The sequence below is a fragment of the Roseateles sp. P1_C1_2 genome, from assembly GCF_056406535.1.
Map to the genome: position 1 here is coordinate 11,613 of NZ_JBFUAB010000013.1, position 12,806 is coordinate 24,418.

11 protein-coding genes and 1 tRNA gene are annotated in these 12,806 nt (G+C 70.2%); 6 read left to right on the forward strand and 6 right to left on the reverse strand.

Annotated features, from left to right (window positions below):
- The first annotated feature begins 93 nt into the window (after positions 1-93).
- Together AC1D2H_RS14045 and AC1D2H_RS14050 are read left to right on the forward strand one after the other, a co-directional pair.
- The gene (locus AC1D2H_RS14045; RefSeq protein WP_478011386.1) at positions 94-2,670 is read left to right on the forward strand and encodes a PD-(D/E)XK nuclease family protein; all 2,577 of its coding nucleotides are present in this window, start codon (positions 94-96) and stop codon (positions 2,668-2,670) included.
- A complete protein-coding gene (locus AC1D2H_RS14050) occupies positions 2,667-5,882 on the forward strand; it encodes a UvrD-helicase domain-containing protein (RefSeq protein ID WP_477935857.1) in 3,216 nt (1,071 codons plus the stop codon). The genes AC1D2H_RS14045 and AC1D2H_RS14050 overlap by 4 nt, the downstream gene beginning before the upstream one ends.
- Here AC1D2H_RS14050 and AC1D2H_RS14055 read toward each other — a convergent pair whose 3' ends face one another.
- The gene (locus tag AC1D2H_RS14055) at positions 5,883-6,455 is read right to left on the reverse strand and encodes a TetR/AcrR family transcriptional regulator (protein WP_477935859.1); all 573 of its coding nucleotides are present in this window, start codon (positions 6,453-6,455) and stop codon (positions 5,883-5,885) included.
- 134 nt (positions 6,456-6,589) lie between these two features.
- Between AC1D2H_RS14055 and AC1D2H_RS14060 the strand changes: the two genes are divergently transcribed.
- Complete coding sequence (locus AC1D2H_RS14060; RefSeq protein WP_478011387.1) at positions 6,590-7,321, forward strand: hypothetical protein; 732 nt, start codon at positions 6,590-6,592, stop codon at positions 7,319-7,321.
- Positions 7,312-7,388 (forward strand) — tRNA-Pro (locus AC1D2H_RS14065). The genes AC1D2H_RS14060 and AC1D2H_RS14065 overlap by 10 nt, the downstream gene beginning before the upstream one ends.
- 78 nt (positions 7,389-7,466) lie before the next feature.
- On the opposite strand, the gene AC1D2H_RS14070 is transcribed toward AC1D2H_RS14065, so the two are convergent.
- Together AC1D2H_RS14070 and nadA are read right to left on the reverse strand one after the other, a co-directional pair.
- Entirely contained in the window at positions 7,467-7,757 is a 291-nt protein-coding gene (locus tag AC1D2H_RS14070; protein WP_477935863.1) for a late competence development ComFB family protein, read from the reverse strand.
- Positions 7,758-7,800: 43 nt separating this feature from the next.
- Positions 7,801-8,901: a quinolinate synthase NadA gene (nadA, locus tag AC1D2H_RS14075; RefSeq protein ID WP_477935865.1), complete on the reverse strand. Its 1,101-nt coding sequence runs from the start codon at positions 8,899-8,901 to the stop codon at positions 7,801-7,803.
- A gap of 131 nt (positions 8,902-9,032) precedes the next feature.
- On the opposite strand from nadA, the gene AC1D2H_RS14080 reads away from it, so the two are divergent.
- Positions 9,033-9,770, forward strand: coding sequence for a substrate-binding periplasmic protein (locus AC1D2H_RS14080; protein WP_477935867.1), 738 nt, complete (start codon positions 9,033-9,035; stop codon positions 9,768-9,770).
- Positions 9,771-9,773: 3 nt separating this feature from the next.
- Here the strand turns inward: AC1D2H_RS14080 and AC1D2H_RS14085 are convergent, their stop codons facing one another.
- Both AC1D2H_RS14085 and AC1D2H_RS14090 read right to left on the reverse strand, forming a co-directional pair.
- On the reverse strand, positions 9,774-10,547 hold the full coding sequence (locus tag AC1D2H_RS14085) for a LytR/AlgR family response regulator transcription factor (protein ID WP_477935869.1): 774 nt from the start codon (positions 10,545-10,547) through the stop codon (positions 9,774-9,776).
- Complete coding sequence (locus AC1D2H_RS14090) at positions 10,544-11,608, reverse strand: sensor histidine kinase (RefSeq protein WP_477935871.1); 1,065 nt, start codon at positions 11,606-11,608, stop codon at positions 10,544-10,546. The genes AC1D2H_RS14085 and AC1D2H_RS14090 overlap by 4 nt, the downstream gene beginning before the upstream one ends.
- A gap of 84 nt (positions 11,609-11,692) precedes the next feature.
- Between AC1D2H_RS14090 and AC1D2H_RS14095 the strand changes: the two genes are divergently transcribed.
- Positions 11,693-12,097 (forward strand): DUF1761 domain-containing protein, encoded by a 405-nt coding sequence (locus AC1D2H_RS14095; RefSeq protein WP_477935873.1) that lies wholly within the window; start codon positions 11,693-11,695, stop codon positions 12,095-12,097.
- A 202-nt stretch (positions 12,098-12,299) separates the two neighbouring features.
- Here the strand turns inward: AC1D2H_RS14095 and AC1D2H_RS14100 are convergent, their stop codons facing one another.
- Positions 12,300-12,803: a hypothetical protein gene (locus AC1D2H_RS14100; protein WP_478011388.1), complete on the reverse strand. Its 504-nt coding sequence runs from the start codon at positions 12,801-12,803 to the stop codon at positions 12,300-12,302.
- Positions 12,804-12,806 lie beyond the last annotated feature (3 nt).

Below are 12,806 nucleotides of genomic sequence, written 5' to 3' on the forward strand. Positions count from 1 at the left end.
GCAAAATCATTGTGACATAGCCACTTTTGCCCGGACGGTCACGAGGGTGACCGAAGCAATGGCAGACATCAGGGCGGGAGGCCCGCTTTACAAGTGCAACAAGCCATCAACCTGGGTCTGATCCCCGGGGAAGACATCGAAGCCTTCTGGCGCCGGGTTGCCGGCACCTGCGCCGGCTGGCTGCTCGAGCAGGGCGCGCCGCTGCGCGACGCCGTGCTGCTGCTGCCCTTCGCCCAGCAGCTCGCCCCGGCCCGGCGCGCCTTCCTGGCCCGTGGCGGCTGGATGCCGCGCATCACCACCAGCCACAGCCTGGCCTCGGCGCTGGGCCCGACCGCATTGGCCACCCCCGACCAGCTCTCCGGTGACGCCGTCATCGACGCCTTCACGGCCGACCGCCTGCTGGCCGAGCAGAGCTGGGTGCAGCCCCTCAAGCGCAGCAGCCCGCGCGACTACCGCGTGGCCCTGGCCCGCCTCGTCGACACCGCCCAGGCGCTGACCCGCGCGGCCGCCCAGGTGCCGCCGCAGGAGCGAGCTGCCTTTTTCGACACCGCCCACGAGCGGCTTGCGGCCCTCGATGCCGGCCCCGGCCTGCTGGAGCGTGCGCTGGCGCAGGTCGCGCTGGCCTGGGTGGCCTCCGACGAGCGCCGGCCGGCCACCGACACGCTGTTCGCGCTGCGGCCCAGCGCCTGGATCTGCCTGCGTGTGGGCGGCCCTGACCTGCTCGCCCGAACGCTGCTCGCCCAGGCCGGCGACGTGCCCACCCTGTGCCTGGACGGCGACCTGGACATCGACCAGGCCTGGGCCGGTTTCACGCCCACCGCCCGGGTGGAGGAGGCCGTCGCTCCCGATTTCGAGAACCTGGCCGAGCAGGCCGCCACCGCCGTCATCCAGCACCTGAACGCCGGCCGCCGGCCGGTCGCGCTGCTGGCCCAGGACCGCGTCGTCATCCGCCGCGTGCGTGCGCTGCTGGCACGCCAGGGCGTGCCCGTGCACGACGAGACCGGCTGGACGCTGGCGACGACGCCCGCCGCCGCTGCGGTGATGGCCCTGCTGCGCGCGGCCCTGGCCGGTGGCGCGGTCGACGACTGGCTGGCCTGGCTGAAATCGGCGCTGGCAACGGACTGGGACCTTGGCGACCTGGAGTCGCGCTGCCGCCGCTTCGGCTGGCGCCAGGCCGCCCAGCTCGACGCGGCCACGCTGCCGCCGGCCACCGGCGCCGCCTGGCAGCGGGCGCGGCGCCAACTGGAGCCGCTCGCAGGCGGCTCGCGTTCGCTCGGCGGCTGGCTGGTGGGGCTGGGCCAGGCGCTCAACGGCCTGGCGCCGCTGGCCGAAGTCGAAGGCGGGGAGGCGCTGCTCGAGACGCTGTGGATCTCTCGCAACCCCTGGGCCGGCAGCGCCCACGAGGCGGCGTTGGCGCAGACGCGGCTGCGGCCCGATGAATTTCTCGCCTGGGTCAACGACACGCTGGAGGCCGCCCAGTTCGAGCCCGCCGAGGAAGCAGGCGCGCCCGAAGTCGTCATCACGCCGCTGGCTCGCGCCATGCTGCGGCCCTTCGGCGCCATCGTGCTGCCCGGCGCGGATGCCGCCACGCTGGGGCCGGTCAACCCGCAGGCCGGCCTGCTGGCCGATGCGGACGCGTCCGCCCTGGGCTTGCCCAGCCTGCTTGAGCGGCGCGAGGCCGAGGCCCTGGGCTTTGCCCAACTGCTGCGCGCGCCGGTGCTGACGCTGTTGCGCTGCGCCTTTGCCGGCGCCGAGCCGCTGCCGCCCAGCCCCTTGCTGGAACGCCTGTCCGGCGCGGCGGCCAAGGCCGGGCAGGCGCTGCCGGCATGGGCCGACGAGCGCGAGACGGTCGTGCCGCCGCTTCATCCGCAGACCCGGCCCGCCGCCGACGCCGGCAGCCGCCTGCCCGCGGCGCTGAGCGCCAGCGCCATCGACGCACTGCGCAACTGCCCCTACCAGTTCTTCAGCCGCGTGCTGCTGGGCCTGCGCGAGGCGGATGAGCTGGAGCAGGAGCTGAGCAAGCGCGACTACGGCACTTGGCTGCATGCGGTGCTGAAGCGCTTCCACGAGGCGCGTGATGGCGACGACGACACCGCCCTGCGCGCCGCGGCAGAGGCCGAGCTGGCGCTGCTGGATGCGGCCGATTTCCTGCCTTTCTCGGCCGCCTTCGCGCGGCTGTGCCCGCTCTACCTGGCCTGGCTGGCCGAAACAGAAGCTGGCGGCCAGCGCTATGCCGAGGGTGAAGTCGCCCGCGAAGCCCGCCCTTTCGACGCGCCACTGGATGGTCTAGTCGTGAAGGGCCGCATCGACCGCATCGACGAGGCCGGCGGCCAGACCTGGCTGCTGGACTACAAGACCGGCGACGCCAAGGGGCTGAAGGACAAGGTGGCCGGCAAGCTGGAGGACACCCAGCTCGCCACCTATGCGCTGCTGACTGGCGCCGAGCCCGGGTTGAAGGCGGCCTATCTGGTGCTGGACGACGGCAAGGGCATCGCGCTACTGCCGCACGAGGATGTCAGCGACACGGCGCTGGCCCTGCGCGATGGGCTGCAAGCCGACCTCATGGCCATCAGCGAGGGCACGCCCTTGCCGGCGCTGGGTGAGGGCAAGGTCTGCGACTACTGCGAAGCCCGCGGCCTGTGCCGTCGCGACGACTGGAGCGCGACATGAGCGCCGAACTGGCCTACTGGGCCGACGGCTACCGCATCCCGCGCGAGCGCTTCTACGCGCTGGCTTGCGACCCCGCGCGCAGCATCGTTGTCGAGGCCTGCGCCGGCGCCGGCAAGACCTGGATGCTGGTCTCGCGCATCCTGCGTGCGCTCCTGGCCGGCACCGAGCCGCAGCAGATCGTCGCCATCACCTTCACGCGCAAGGCCGCTGGCGAAATGCGCCAGCGCCTGGCCGAATGGCTGGCCGAGTTCGCGAAGGCGCCCGAGGCCGAGCAGATCGTGGCGCTGCGCCAGCGCGGCATCTCGGCGGAAGACGCCGTCACGCTGCGGCCGCGCCTGGCCATGCTGCAGGCCGAGCTGTTGCGCGGCGGCCGGGCCGTCGAGGTGCGCACCTTCCACGGCTGGTTCTCACAACTGCTGCGTGCCGCGCCGCTGGCCTTCCTGCAGGCGCAAGCCATCGCCCCCGAGCTGCAGCTCATCGAAGACGAAGAGGAGCTGATGCCCACGCTGTGGCGGCGCTTCCACGTCGCCGTGTTGGCGGATGAGACGCTGCGGGCGGACTTCCAGGCGCTGACGCAGTCGCGCGGCCGCTTCAATCTGCGCGAATGGCTGCTGGGTGCCTTTGCGAAGCGCGTCGAGCTGCGCCTCGCCGAAGCCGCTGGCGTGCTCGAGGGCAGCCTGCCGGGAGCGGTGGACCTGCTGGGCACGACGCCGGAACAGTTCTTCGGGCATCTGCGCGAGCCGTTGATCGCGCTGGCCCGCCAGCTCGGCCAGGCCAAGGGCAAGAAGGCGCAGGACGCCGCCATGGCGCTGGAGCGGGCGCAGGACTTTGACGCCAGTTTCGCCGCGCTGTTCACGCTGAAGGGTGAGCCGCGCAAGCTCGGCGTCGACAGCGCGGACCTGGACGAGCTCTGCGAAGAGCTGCTGCTGCTGCGCGCGGCCATCGCCCAGCAGCGCGCCGCCGACGAACACGTCGCGATGCGCCGCCTGGCCCTGCAACTGGTCAACGCCTTCGAGGCGTTGAAGCGCGAACGCGGCCTCGTCGACATGAACGACCTGGAGCGCGGCGCCCTGGCCCTGCTGGCAGACGCCCAGACGGCTGGCTGGGTGCAGCAGCGGCTGGACGCCCAGGTGCGCCACCTGCTCATCGACGAATTCCAGGACACCAGCCCGCTGCAATGGCAGGCCCTGCATGGCTGGCTGCAGGCCTATGCCGGCGCGGGTGCGGGCTCGGCGCTGTCGGTCTTCATCGTCGGCGACCCCAAGCAGAGCATCTACCGCTTCCGGCGTGCCGACCCGCGCGTGTTTGCCGCGGCCCAGGAGTTCGTCTGCGAAGGCCTCGCCGGTGTGCGCCTGGCCTGCGACCACACGCGCCGCAACGCGCCCGAGGTGCTGGCGGCCGTCAATGCGACTTTCGACGGCGCCCAGCGCGCCGGTGCCTACGAGGGCTTTCGCGTCCACACGACCGAGCAGGCCGGTGTGGACGAGCTGGCGGGGCTGTGGGCGCTGGATGCCGACGTCAGGGCCGCGCCGGCCCAGGCGGACGTCGACCCGCTGCGCTGGCGTCCCAGCCTGACCGAGGCCCGCGTTGAAGCGGAGATCAGCCGCCGTGCGCCGGAGTGCGAACGCGTCTGCGGGGCCATCGTCGGCCTGCTGCGTGAGCGCCCCGAACTCAAGCCCGGCGACATCTTCGTGCTGGCCCGCAAGCGCGACCCGCTGCGCCAGCTCAGCGAAGCGCTGACGGCCGCCGGCGTGCCGCACGCGGCGCCCGAGGAGCAGCCGCTCGCCGAGCTGCCCGACGTGGCCGACCTGCTGGCCCTGCTGGACGTGCTGGCCTCGCCCGGCCACGACCTGTCGCTGGCGCATTCGCTGCGCAGCCCGCTGTTCGGCGTCACCGAAGCCGAGCTGCTGGCGCTGGCCGAAGCCGCCGGCACGGCCGAGTGGCTGGGGCGCCCGCCCGCCGAGCGCCGCCGCTGGTGGGACGCGCTGCAGGGTCTCGAATCACCCAGCCCGGCGCTGGCGCGCGCCCAGGCCCTGCTGCGTGACTGGGCCGCGCAGGCCCGCCAGCGCACACCGCACGAGCTGCTGGACCGCATCGTCGACGAAGGCGATCTGCTCGCGCGCATCGCAGCGGCCGTGCCGGCTGCCGATGCGGCAGTGCGCCTGCAAAGCGTGCACGCCCTGCTGCACGCGGCGCTGGACCTGGACGGCGGCCGCTACGCCCAGCTCTACGGCTTCGTGCGCGCGCTGAAGAGCCGGCCCGTCAAGTTCGTGCCCGCCGCAGCGCCCGATGCCGTGCAGCTGCTGACCATCCACGGCGCCAAGGGCCTGGAGGCCGAGGTCGTCTTCCTGCTCGACACCGATGCCGCGCCGCCCAAGGCCGAGACGCTGGGCCTGCTGCTGGACTGGCCCGTCGGCCAGCTCGCGCCCAAGCGCGCGGCCTTCCTGGCCTCCGAGGCCCGGCCGCCGCCTTCGCTGCAAGCCCTGGTCGACGAGGAACGTGTCGCTCGCGAGCGTGAGGAGCTGAACGGCCTCTACGTCGCGCTGACGCGGGCGCGACGCGCGCTGGTGCTCAGCCACACGCCCGGCCGCAGCCAGGCCACGAGCTGGTGGGACCGGCTGCAGCCGCTGGCGCGCCCCTGGCCTTTTGCGATGGACGCCGGCGCGCGCACCGACATGTTGGCACCTCGCCTCGCACCGCTGCCGCGCTGGCAGCCACCGCCCGCCGCGCCCGTGCGCGACGGCACGGCCCGCAACGAGCGGGAGGCCAGGGTCGGCGAAGCCCTGCACCGCGTGCTGGAGTGGGTTTCGGCACCCGGCCAGACCCAGGCGCTGGACGTGCTGCTGGCCGCGTCGGCCCAGGCTTTCGGCCTCGACGCCAAGGCCCGTGAGCAGCATGCCCAGGCGGCCCGGGCCATCCTGGCCAGCGCCGACTGCCGGCCCTTCTTCGATCCGGCCGACCTGCTCTGGGCCGGCAACGAGGTGGCCGTGGGGCAGGGCGGGGAAGACCAGCGCATCGACCGCCTCGTGCAGAAGCGCGACGGCACCTGGTGGGTGCTGGACTACAAGCTCGGTGCCACGCCCGAGCGGGAGCCGGCCTATCTGGCGCAGATGCGCGGTTACGTCGCGGCCGTGCAGCTGCTGCAGCCGGGAGAGCCGGTGAAGGCCGCGCTGATCAGCGGCACCGGCCGCTTTGTGCCGGTCGAGCTCTAGTCAGGCCGCCACCGCCGCTTCCAACCCCGGAAAGCTCAGGCGTTGGAACAGTGCGTTCAGGTCCTCGGGCGCCAGGGGTTGGGCGCTCTCCATCCACCAGATGAAACTGGACCACAGCGCGCCGACGACGTAGTGGGTGGCGAGGTCGAGCCGCGCGCCGGTGATGGGTGCGTGCCGGCGCCGCAGGTCCTGACGCACGAGGTCGGTCAGCATCGCCTTCACATGGCGCTCGACGCTGACCTCGCTCTCGCGCGCCACCGTCATCTCGTAGATGCGCCGATGGCTGGCCAGGTGCTGGAAGAAGGGCAGGGTGAAGCCCAGGGGCTCATCGCCCTGCGCCCGGCCGGTCTGCTCCAGCCAGCCGCGCAGCCGCCCGATGCTGGCGGCCAGCAGCTCGTCCTTGCTCTGGAAATGGGCGTAGAAGGTCGCGCGGCCGACGCCGGCGCGGTCGATGAGGTTCTGGATGGTCAGTCTCTCGTAGCCGCGCTCGAGCATCAGCGCGAACAGGGCTTCGAGGATGAGCTCGCGCGAGCGCTGGGCGCGGCGGTCGGTCTTGGCAAGCGTCTCTGGCATCGGAAGAGGGGTTTGCCGAACAAAGCGCAGGCGGTTGTTCGGTAGCGAACAACCGCCTGCGGCCTGTTCGGGCCATCGGCGGGGGCGCTGAGTATGGTCGGTTTCCTCATCGTTTCATTCCAGGAAACCGCTTCATGCACCATGACTCCCACCCGCAAGCGACCGCCCCGGCGGGCACGCGTGCAGCCGGCATCGCCATCGGCCTGGCCACCGTGCTGTCCACCGTCTTCGTTGCCCTCGATGAAAGCGGTGGCGGCCAGGGCCAGCTTGAGATCCTGCAGAGCATCGCGCGGCTGCAGTTGCTCAAGGCCGTGGTCCACGGCGTCRCCATCGCCAGCCTGTGCGCTTACGCCTTCGGCTATACGGCGTTGGCCCGGCGCCTGTCGCTGCGCCGTCCCGCGGTGCTGGCGGGCCTGGTTTGCTATCTGATGGGCTGCGTGGCCCTGGCCGGCGCCACCGTCGTTGACGGCTTCGTCATCCCGCACCTGGCGGCAGACGCAGCGGCCGGCTCGGCCACCCGGCTGCAGGTCGGCTATGAGCTGGTGCACGCCGCTGGCCTGGCCCTGACCGATGCGGCCAAGATCGGCTGGCTGCTGCAGGCCGCCGGCGCGCTGCTCTGGGCTGGCGTGTTGCTGGTCGAGGCAGGAGGGACTCGCATCGTCGGCACGGTAGGCGTTGTCGCCAATCTCGCGGTCGCTGCGGCGGTGCTGGGCGCAGGCGTCAACATGACGATGGCTTCCATCCTGACGGTGCTGCTGGCCCAACTGGTTTGGAACCTCGCGGCGGCTTTCTGGCTGATACGTGCACCCAGGCTTGGTGACGATCGCGAAACTGGCACTAGAATGGCGGGCTTGATCGGGGCGTAGCGCAGCCTGGTAGCGCATCTGCTTTGGGAGCAGAGGGTCGCGAGTTCGAATCCCGCCGCCCCGACCATCTATAACTGATTGATTCCCTTAAGGAATCTTGTGAAAGGCCCGCTTCGTGAGACGCGGGCCTTTTTCATGGCCGCGCCTACTTGCGCGACCTCAACGCCGTGCGTGCCTGCACAAAGTTGAACGCATACGACACCGCCTCAACAATCGCGTTGTCGATCTCCAGGCGTTCGTGCTCGGTCAGGTAGAAGCTGAAGTCCACCTCGTGGCGGATGTAGCGCGGGGGCAGGCGGTTCAGGGCGACGCAGGCGACGTCGCACAGCAGGTCTGCGCTGGCGGCAATGTCGGGATAGTCGGGTGCCGAGGCCAACACCGCCGCGAAGATCTCGCGCTCATGGTGGTTGTAGAGGGAGCTGAAGTCGGCGTTCATGGCGGGCCTCGTCAAAGACGTTGAATGCCGATTTATAGCCCCATCAGGCCGCGCCGATACCTGGGGTCATGCCCGCCGCGGCACTCTTTCTCGCGGCGACGAAATCCAGCATGCGCGTGATGCAGGCCTGGGCCTTCAGGCGCACAGCCTCGTCGACCTCGATCTCGGGCTGGCCGCTCTCCAGGCAGTCGACCAGGTTGGCCAGGCCGTTCATGGCCATCCAGGGGCAGTGGGCGCAGCTCTTGCACGTGGCGCTGTTGCCTGCCGTCGGAGCCTCGATCAGCACCTTGCCCGGCGCCAGCTGGCGCATGCGGTGCAGGATGCCGTTGTCGGTGGCGACGATATAGGCCGGCGCCGTGCCTTCGACGACGGCCTTGATGAGCGCCGAGGTCGAGCCGACGACGTCGGCCTGCTCGACGACGCTCTTGGGCGACTCGGGATGCACCAGCACCAGGGCGCCCGGGTGCTGCTCGCGCAGCAGCTCCAGCTCCAGCCCCTTGAACTCGTCGTGCACGATGCAGGCGCCGTTCCACATCAGCATGTCGGCGCCGGTCTGCTCCTGGATGTAGCGGCCCAGATGCCGGTCGGGCGCCCACAGGATCTTCTCGCCCTTGGCATGCAGGTCGGCCACGATCTCCAGCGCGCAGGAGCTGGTCACCATCCAGTCGGCGCGGGCCTTCACGGCGGCGCTGGTGTTGGCGTAGACGACGACCTTGCGGTCGGGGTGGGCGTCGCAGAAGGCCGCGAACTCGTCTTCCGGGCAGCCCAGGTCCAGCGAGCAGGTGGCGTCCAGGTCGGGCATCAGCACGCGCTTCTCGGGGCTGAGGATCTTGGCCGTCTCGCCCATGAAGCGCACGCCGGCCACGACCAGGGTCTGGGCAGCGTGGTCGCGGCCGAAGCGGGCCATCTCCAGCGAGTCGGACACGATGCCGCCGGTCTCCAGCGCCAGGTCCTGCAGGGCGCCGTCCACGTAGTAATGGGCGACGAGGACGGCGTTGTGCTTCTTCAGCAGGGCCTTGGCTCGCGCAGTCAGCGCAGTGCGCTCGGGCGGCGTCAGCGGCGCGGGTGTCTTGGCCCACGCAAAGGCCGTGGAGCAGGCGCCGGCGGCGTCCTGCTTGGTGTAGTCGAACAGCTGGGTTTCCATGGAATGCGAGCGGGTCTCTCGAGGGGATGCGGTGTGGCGGCGGCTGGGCTTCCTACACTCGGGGCATGGCGATTTCAGCGGATTGTCCGCCCGTGAGGGCCTTGCCCAGCGGCGGCGCGACAAAGCCCCTGATGCGAGGCCTGGCCACGGTCCTGGCACTCTGGGCCGGGTTGGCCGGTGCACAGGCGGCGCCAACGCTGCGCTTCATCGTCGGTGAGGATTGGGCTCCGCCCTATCTGGTGCTGCGCGACGGCCAGCCCGTCGGCGGCCTGGCCTTCGAGTTGATGGAGGCGGTGGCCCGCGCCGCCGGCGCCCGCCCCGAGTACCTGATGCTGCCGCCCAAGCGCACCCAGGCCGCCCTGCACGCCGGCGAGGCGGACCTGATGTGCATGATGAGCCCCAAGTGGCTGGCCCAGCCGCTGGGGCGGGATCGTGTCGGCCCGCCCATGGTGGTGGTGGAAGACGTGCTCGCCGTGGCCGCGGGGCGGGGCGATGGCAAGCCGCTGGACCTGTCGGCCCAGCGCGGCCTGCGGGTGGGCACGGTACTGGGCTATCGCTACACGGAATTGGGCCCGCTCTTCGATGACGGCCGTCTCGTGCGCGAAGACGCCGCCACACAGCAAGGTGTGCTCGACAAGCTGGCTCGCGGACGCACCGAAGCGGCGGTGGTCGATCGCTTCGTGCTCACCCAGTACAACCGCGGCCGCGCGCCCGCTGAGACGCTGCAAGCCCTGCAGGTCGTCAGCCAGACGGTGACGCATTGCCTGCTGGGTGGCAAGACCCGGTTGCCGGCCGGTCGCCTGCAGCAGGCGCTGCGGGCCGTGGTGGAGCGCGGTGAACTCACGCGGCTGATGCAGCGCTACCGTTGAGCCTCAGCCTTCCAGCCAGGCTCGAAAGGCCGCAGCCCGCTCCTGGCTGATCAGCAGCTCGCCGTCCAGGGCCGGGCTGAGGTCCAGCTTCAGTCGCCCCTTGCCGGCCGGCGCGAAGCGCTGCACGGCCCCGGCCGCCACCAGCAGCTGCCTGTTGGCGCGGAAGAAGCGCTGCGGCCCCAGTTCCTCTTCCAGCACACCCAGCGTCGGCTCGACCAGATAGCGTTCGCCCGCCTGGGTGACGGCGAAGCTGAGCTTGTCCACGGACACGAAATAGGCGATGTCGGCCAGCTCCAGCGCATGGAACTGCTGGCCCCCCTTGCGGCCGACGATGCGCTGGCGGCCAGTGGGCGGGCTCAACCGCTGCAACAGGCCGTCGAGCTGGTGATTCCAGCGCGCCTGAGCCTGCGCATCGAAATGGCGCCGCCACTGCTCGGCCTTGGCCAGCGCCTGAGCGAGTGCCGTGTCCGACACGGGCTTGAGCAGATAGTCCACCGCCAGGGCCTGGAAGGCCTGCAGCGCGAACTGGTCGTAGGCCGTCGTGAAGACCGTGGGCACGGTCAGGCTGCGGTCGCGGAACAACTCCAGCGACAGGCCGTCGGCGAGCTGGATGTCGAGCAGCAACAGGTCGGGCTTCGCGTTGGCAGCCAGCCAGGCCAGCGTGCCCTGCACCGTGTCGCTGTGGCCCAGCACGCGGGCCTCGGGCGCCACGCGCGTCAGCGTGGCCGTCAGGCGCTCGCGCGCCGGGGTCTCGTCTTCGGCGATGAAGATCTTCATGGGCGGGCCAGCAGCGGAATGGAGACTTCGAACACGCCGCCCGCGGCGCTGCGCTGCAGCGCACGGCCGGCCAGCAGGCGGCAGCGTTCGTCGAGATTGGCCAAGCCCAGTCCTGACGAGGGCAGGGCGCTGCGGCGCGGCTGCAGCGCATTGCGTGCGTTCACGTGGTCACCTTGCAGCGTGAAGCTGACGGTCAGCGGCTGGGCGATGCTCGCTTCGTTGTGCTTGATGGCGTTCTCCAGCAGCGTCTGCAAGGCCAGCGGCGGCACCAGCCACTGCGCGGTCTGCAGGGCCGGGTCCAGCACCAGCGGCATGGCGGCGCCAAAGCGCAGGGCCAGCAGCCGGTGGTAGTGGCGCAGGAAGGCGAGCTCCTCGTCCAGCGGCACCAGGTCGCGCTGGCGGCTGTCCAGCACATAGCGGTAGATCTCGGCCAGGGTGTCGCTGAACTCGCGGGCGCTGCGCGCGTCGCTTTCGATCAGATGGCCCAGCGTGTTCAGGCTGTTGAACAGGAAATGCGGATCGACCTGGGCCTTCAGCGCACCCAGCTCGGCCTGCGTGCGTGCGCGCTCCAGGCGCTCGACGCGCAGCATGTCCGACTCCCGTTCGCGGATCAGGAACATGGTCTCGTAGGCATGCGTCACGAACAGCACGCAGATGACATTGGTGGCCACGACGAGCTTGAGCGCATTCACGTCCAGCGGCAGGCCCGCAACCTGGAACCAGGCCCAGATGGCGGCCAGCGTCAGCGGCGCGGTGTAGAGCACATTGGCGCTGACCAGCATCAGCAGCTTGCGCAGCGGGTGGGCGAACCAGTTCAGGTGCTCGCGCTGCTTGAACAGCAGCCAGCGGTTGCCGCCCCAGATGGCAAAGGCCAGCGCGATGAAGCCGGCAAAGCCGACCCAGAAGCGCGCGTCGCCCGGTCCCAGCGGCCCGAACAGCCCGGTCAGCCAGGGGATGGCCAGGCCGAAGGCCAGCGAGCCGCCCGTCATCAGCAACCGGTCGTCCAGGCGTGCCTGCGTGGGCGGGTTCGGCAGCGGTTTGTCGGGCTTGGGCGTGCTCATCTTCGACTTGGGCGTGCGGCCACTGTTGCCGGCGACCGGCGCGCCTCAGCATCGCCGCACCAACAACTTCACGAGGGGACTGCGATGGACGCAGTGCAATTCAACTTCCCGGCGGTCATTGTGGCGGCGTTGACCAGCTTCCTGATCGGCGGGCTCTGGTACTCGCCCATCCTGTTCGCCAAGTCGTGGATGGCCGAGGCCGGCCTCACCGAAGCCCAGACCAGGCAGGCCAGCCCGGCCAAGGTCTTCGGCCTGTCGGGCCTGGCCTCGCTGGTGATGGCCTTCAACCTGGCCGCCTTCCTCGGCGCCAAAGCCACCCTCAGCTTCGGCCTGTTCGCCGGCTTCGCCACCGGCCTCGGCTGGGTGGCCATGAGCCTRGGCGTCATCTACCTCTTCGAGCAGCGCCCGCTCAAGCTCTGGCTCATCAACAGCGGTTACCAGGTGGTGGCGTACACGGTGATGGGCGGCATCCTGGGGGCATGGCACTGACGCGAGTCCGCGTCAGGCTGGCTGCTGCCGCTCGGATTCGTCAGTCGTGGGGCAGCAATGTGCCCATAGCGGACGTCGGTCGAACTACGGGGCCAGGCTGGTTTGCGACGTTCGCAGGCCGATGCTTGAGCCGCAGGAACCACGAACGACGTTAACCGTAAGCGTCCCGGCAAGTCAGGTTGACTCGTCGGCCAGTGACGCGCTAGACCTTCGAGGCAGTAGCCAATGCGCGAAAGCTCGTTAGGGAGACGACGACACAACCGACAACCGTTGGTACGCCCCAGAGCCACGTTGCGCCTCTTTGGAGTCTCCATAGGCCGAGCAAAGCCTCTGACCAGCCGACCTTCGCGAAGTTCGAATCAGCCACAAATGTTAAGTGCCGGGCAAGATCGCCGAACAACAAGGCGACGCAGATATACGTCAATGCGCCGAGTACCAGACCGGTGGTTGCTCGCTTCCAAGCGTTCGAGCTCGGCAATGTTGGCCAAGCCTTTGAACACGCCTTGAAAATTGCCGCCACCAGCACTCCGTTGGCTATCGCTGCTATGAGCAATACAGGAAGGGTTGCCGGCAATAGCGCCATGGTCACAGCCAGAGCATCAAGCCCTTGCGCGCCTTCGCGGGCTGCCATGACGGTAAATCCCGTGAGTGCTGCGGCAGCAACAAAGAGTACCGTGGAACGCCTGAAAAAGTCGCTGGTCTTCACCGA

What these genes read in the sequence shown, in the direction of transcription:
- AC1D2H_RS14080 (WP_477935867.1), top strand. Translation starts at nt 9,033, where the DNA reads ATGCGAGGCCTGGCCACGGTCCTGGCACTCTGGGCCGGGTTGGCCGGT.
- AC1D2H_RS14085 (WP_477935869.1), bottom strand. Translation starts at nt 10,547, where the DNA reads ATGAAGATCTTCATCGCCGAAGACGAGACCCCGGCGCGCGAGCGCCTG.
- nadA (WP_477935865.1), bottom strand. Translation starts at nt 8,901, where the DNA reads ATGGAAACCCAGCTGTTCGACTACACCAAGCAGGACGCCGCCGGCGCC.
- AC1D2H_RS14050 (WP_477935857.1), top strand. Translation starts at nt 2,667, where the DNA reads ATGAGCGCCGAACTGGCCTACTGGGCCGACGGCTACCGCATCCCGCGC.
- AC1D2H_RS14070 (WP_477935863.1), bottom strand. Translation starts at nt 7,757, where the DNA reads ATGAACGCCGACTTCAGCTCCCTCTACAACCACCATGAGCGCGAGATC.
- AC1D2H_RS14090 (WP_477935871.1), bottom strand. Translation starts at nt 11,608, where the DNA reads ATGAGCACGCCCAAGCCCGACAAACCGCTGCCGAACCCGCCCACGCAG.
- AC1D2H_RS14055 (WP_477935859.1), bottom strand. Translation starts at nt 6,455, where the DNA reads ATGCCAGAGACGCTTGCCAAGACCGACCGCCGCGCCCAGCGCTCGCGC.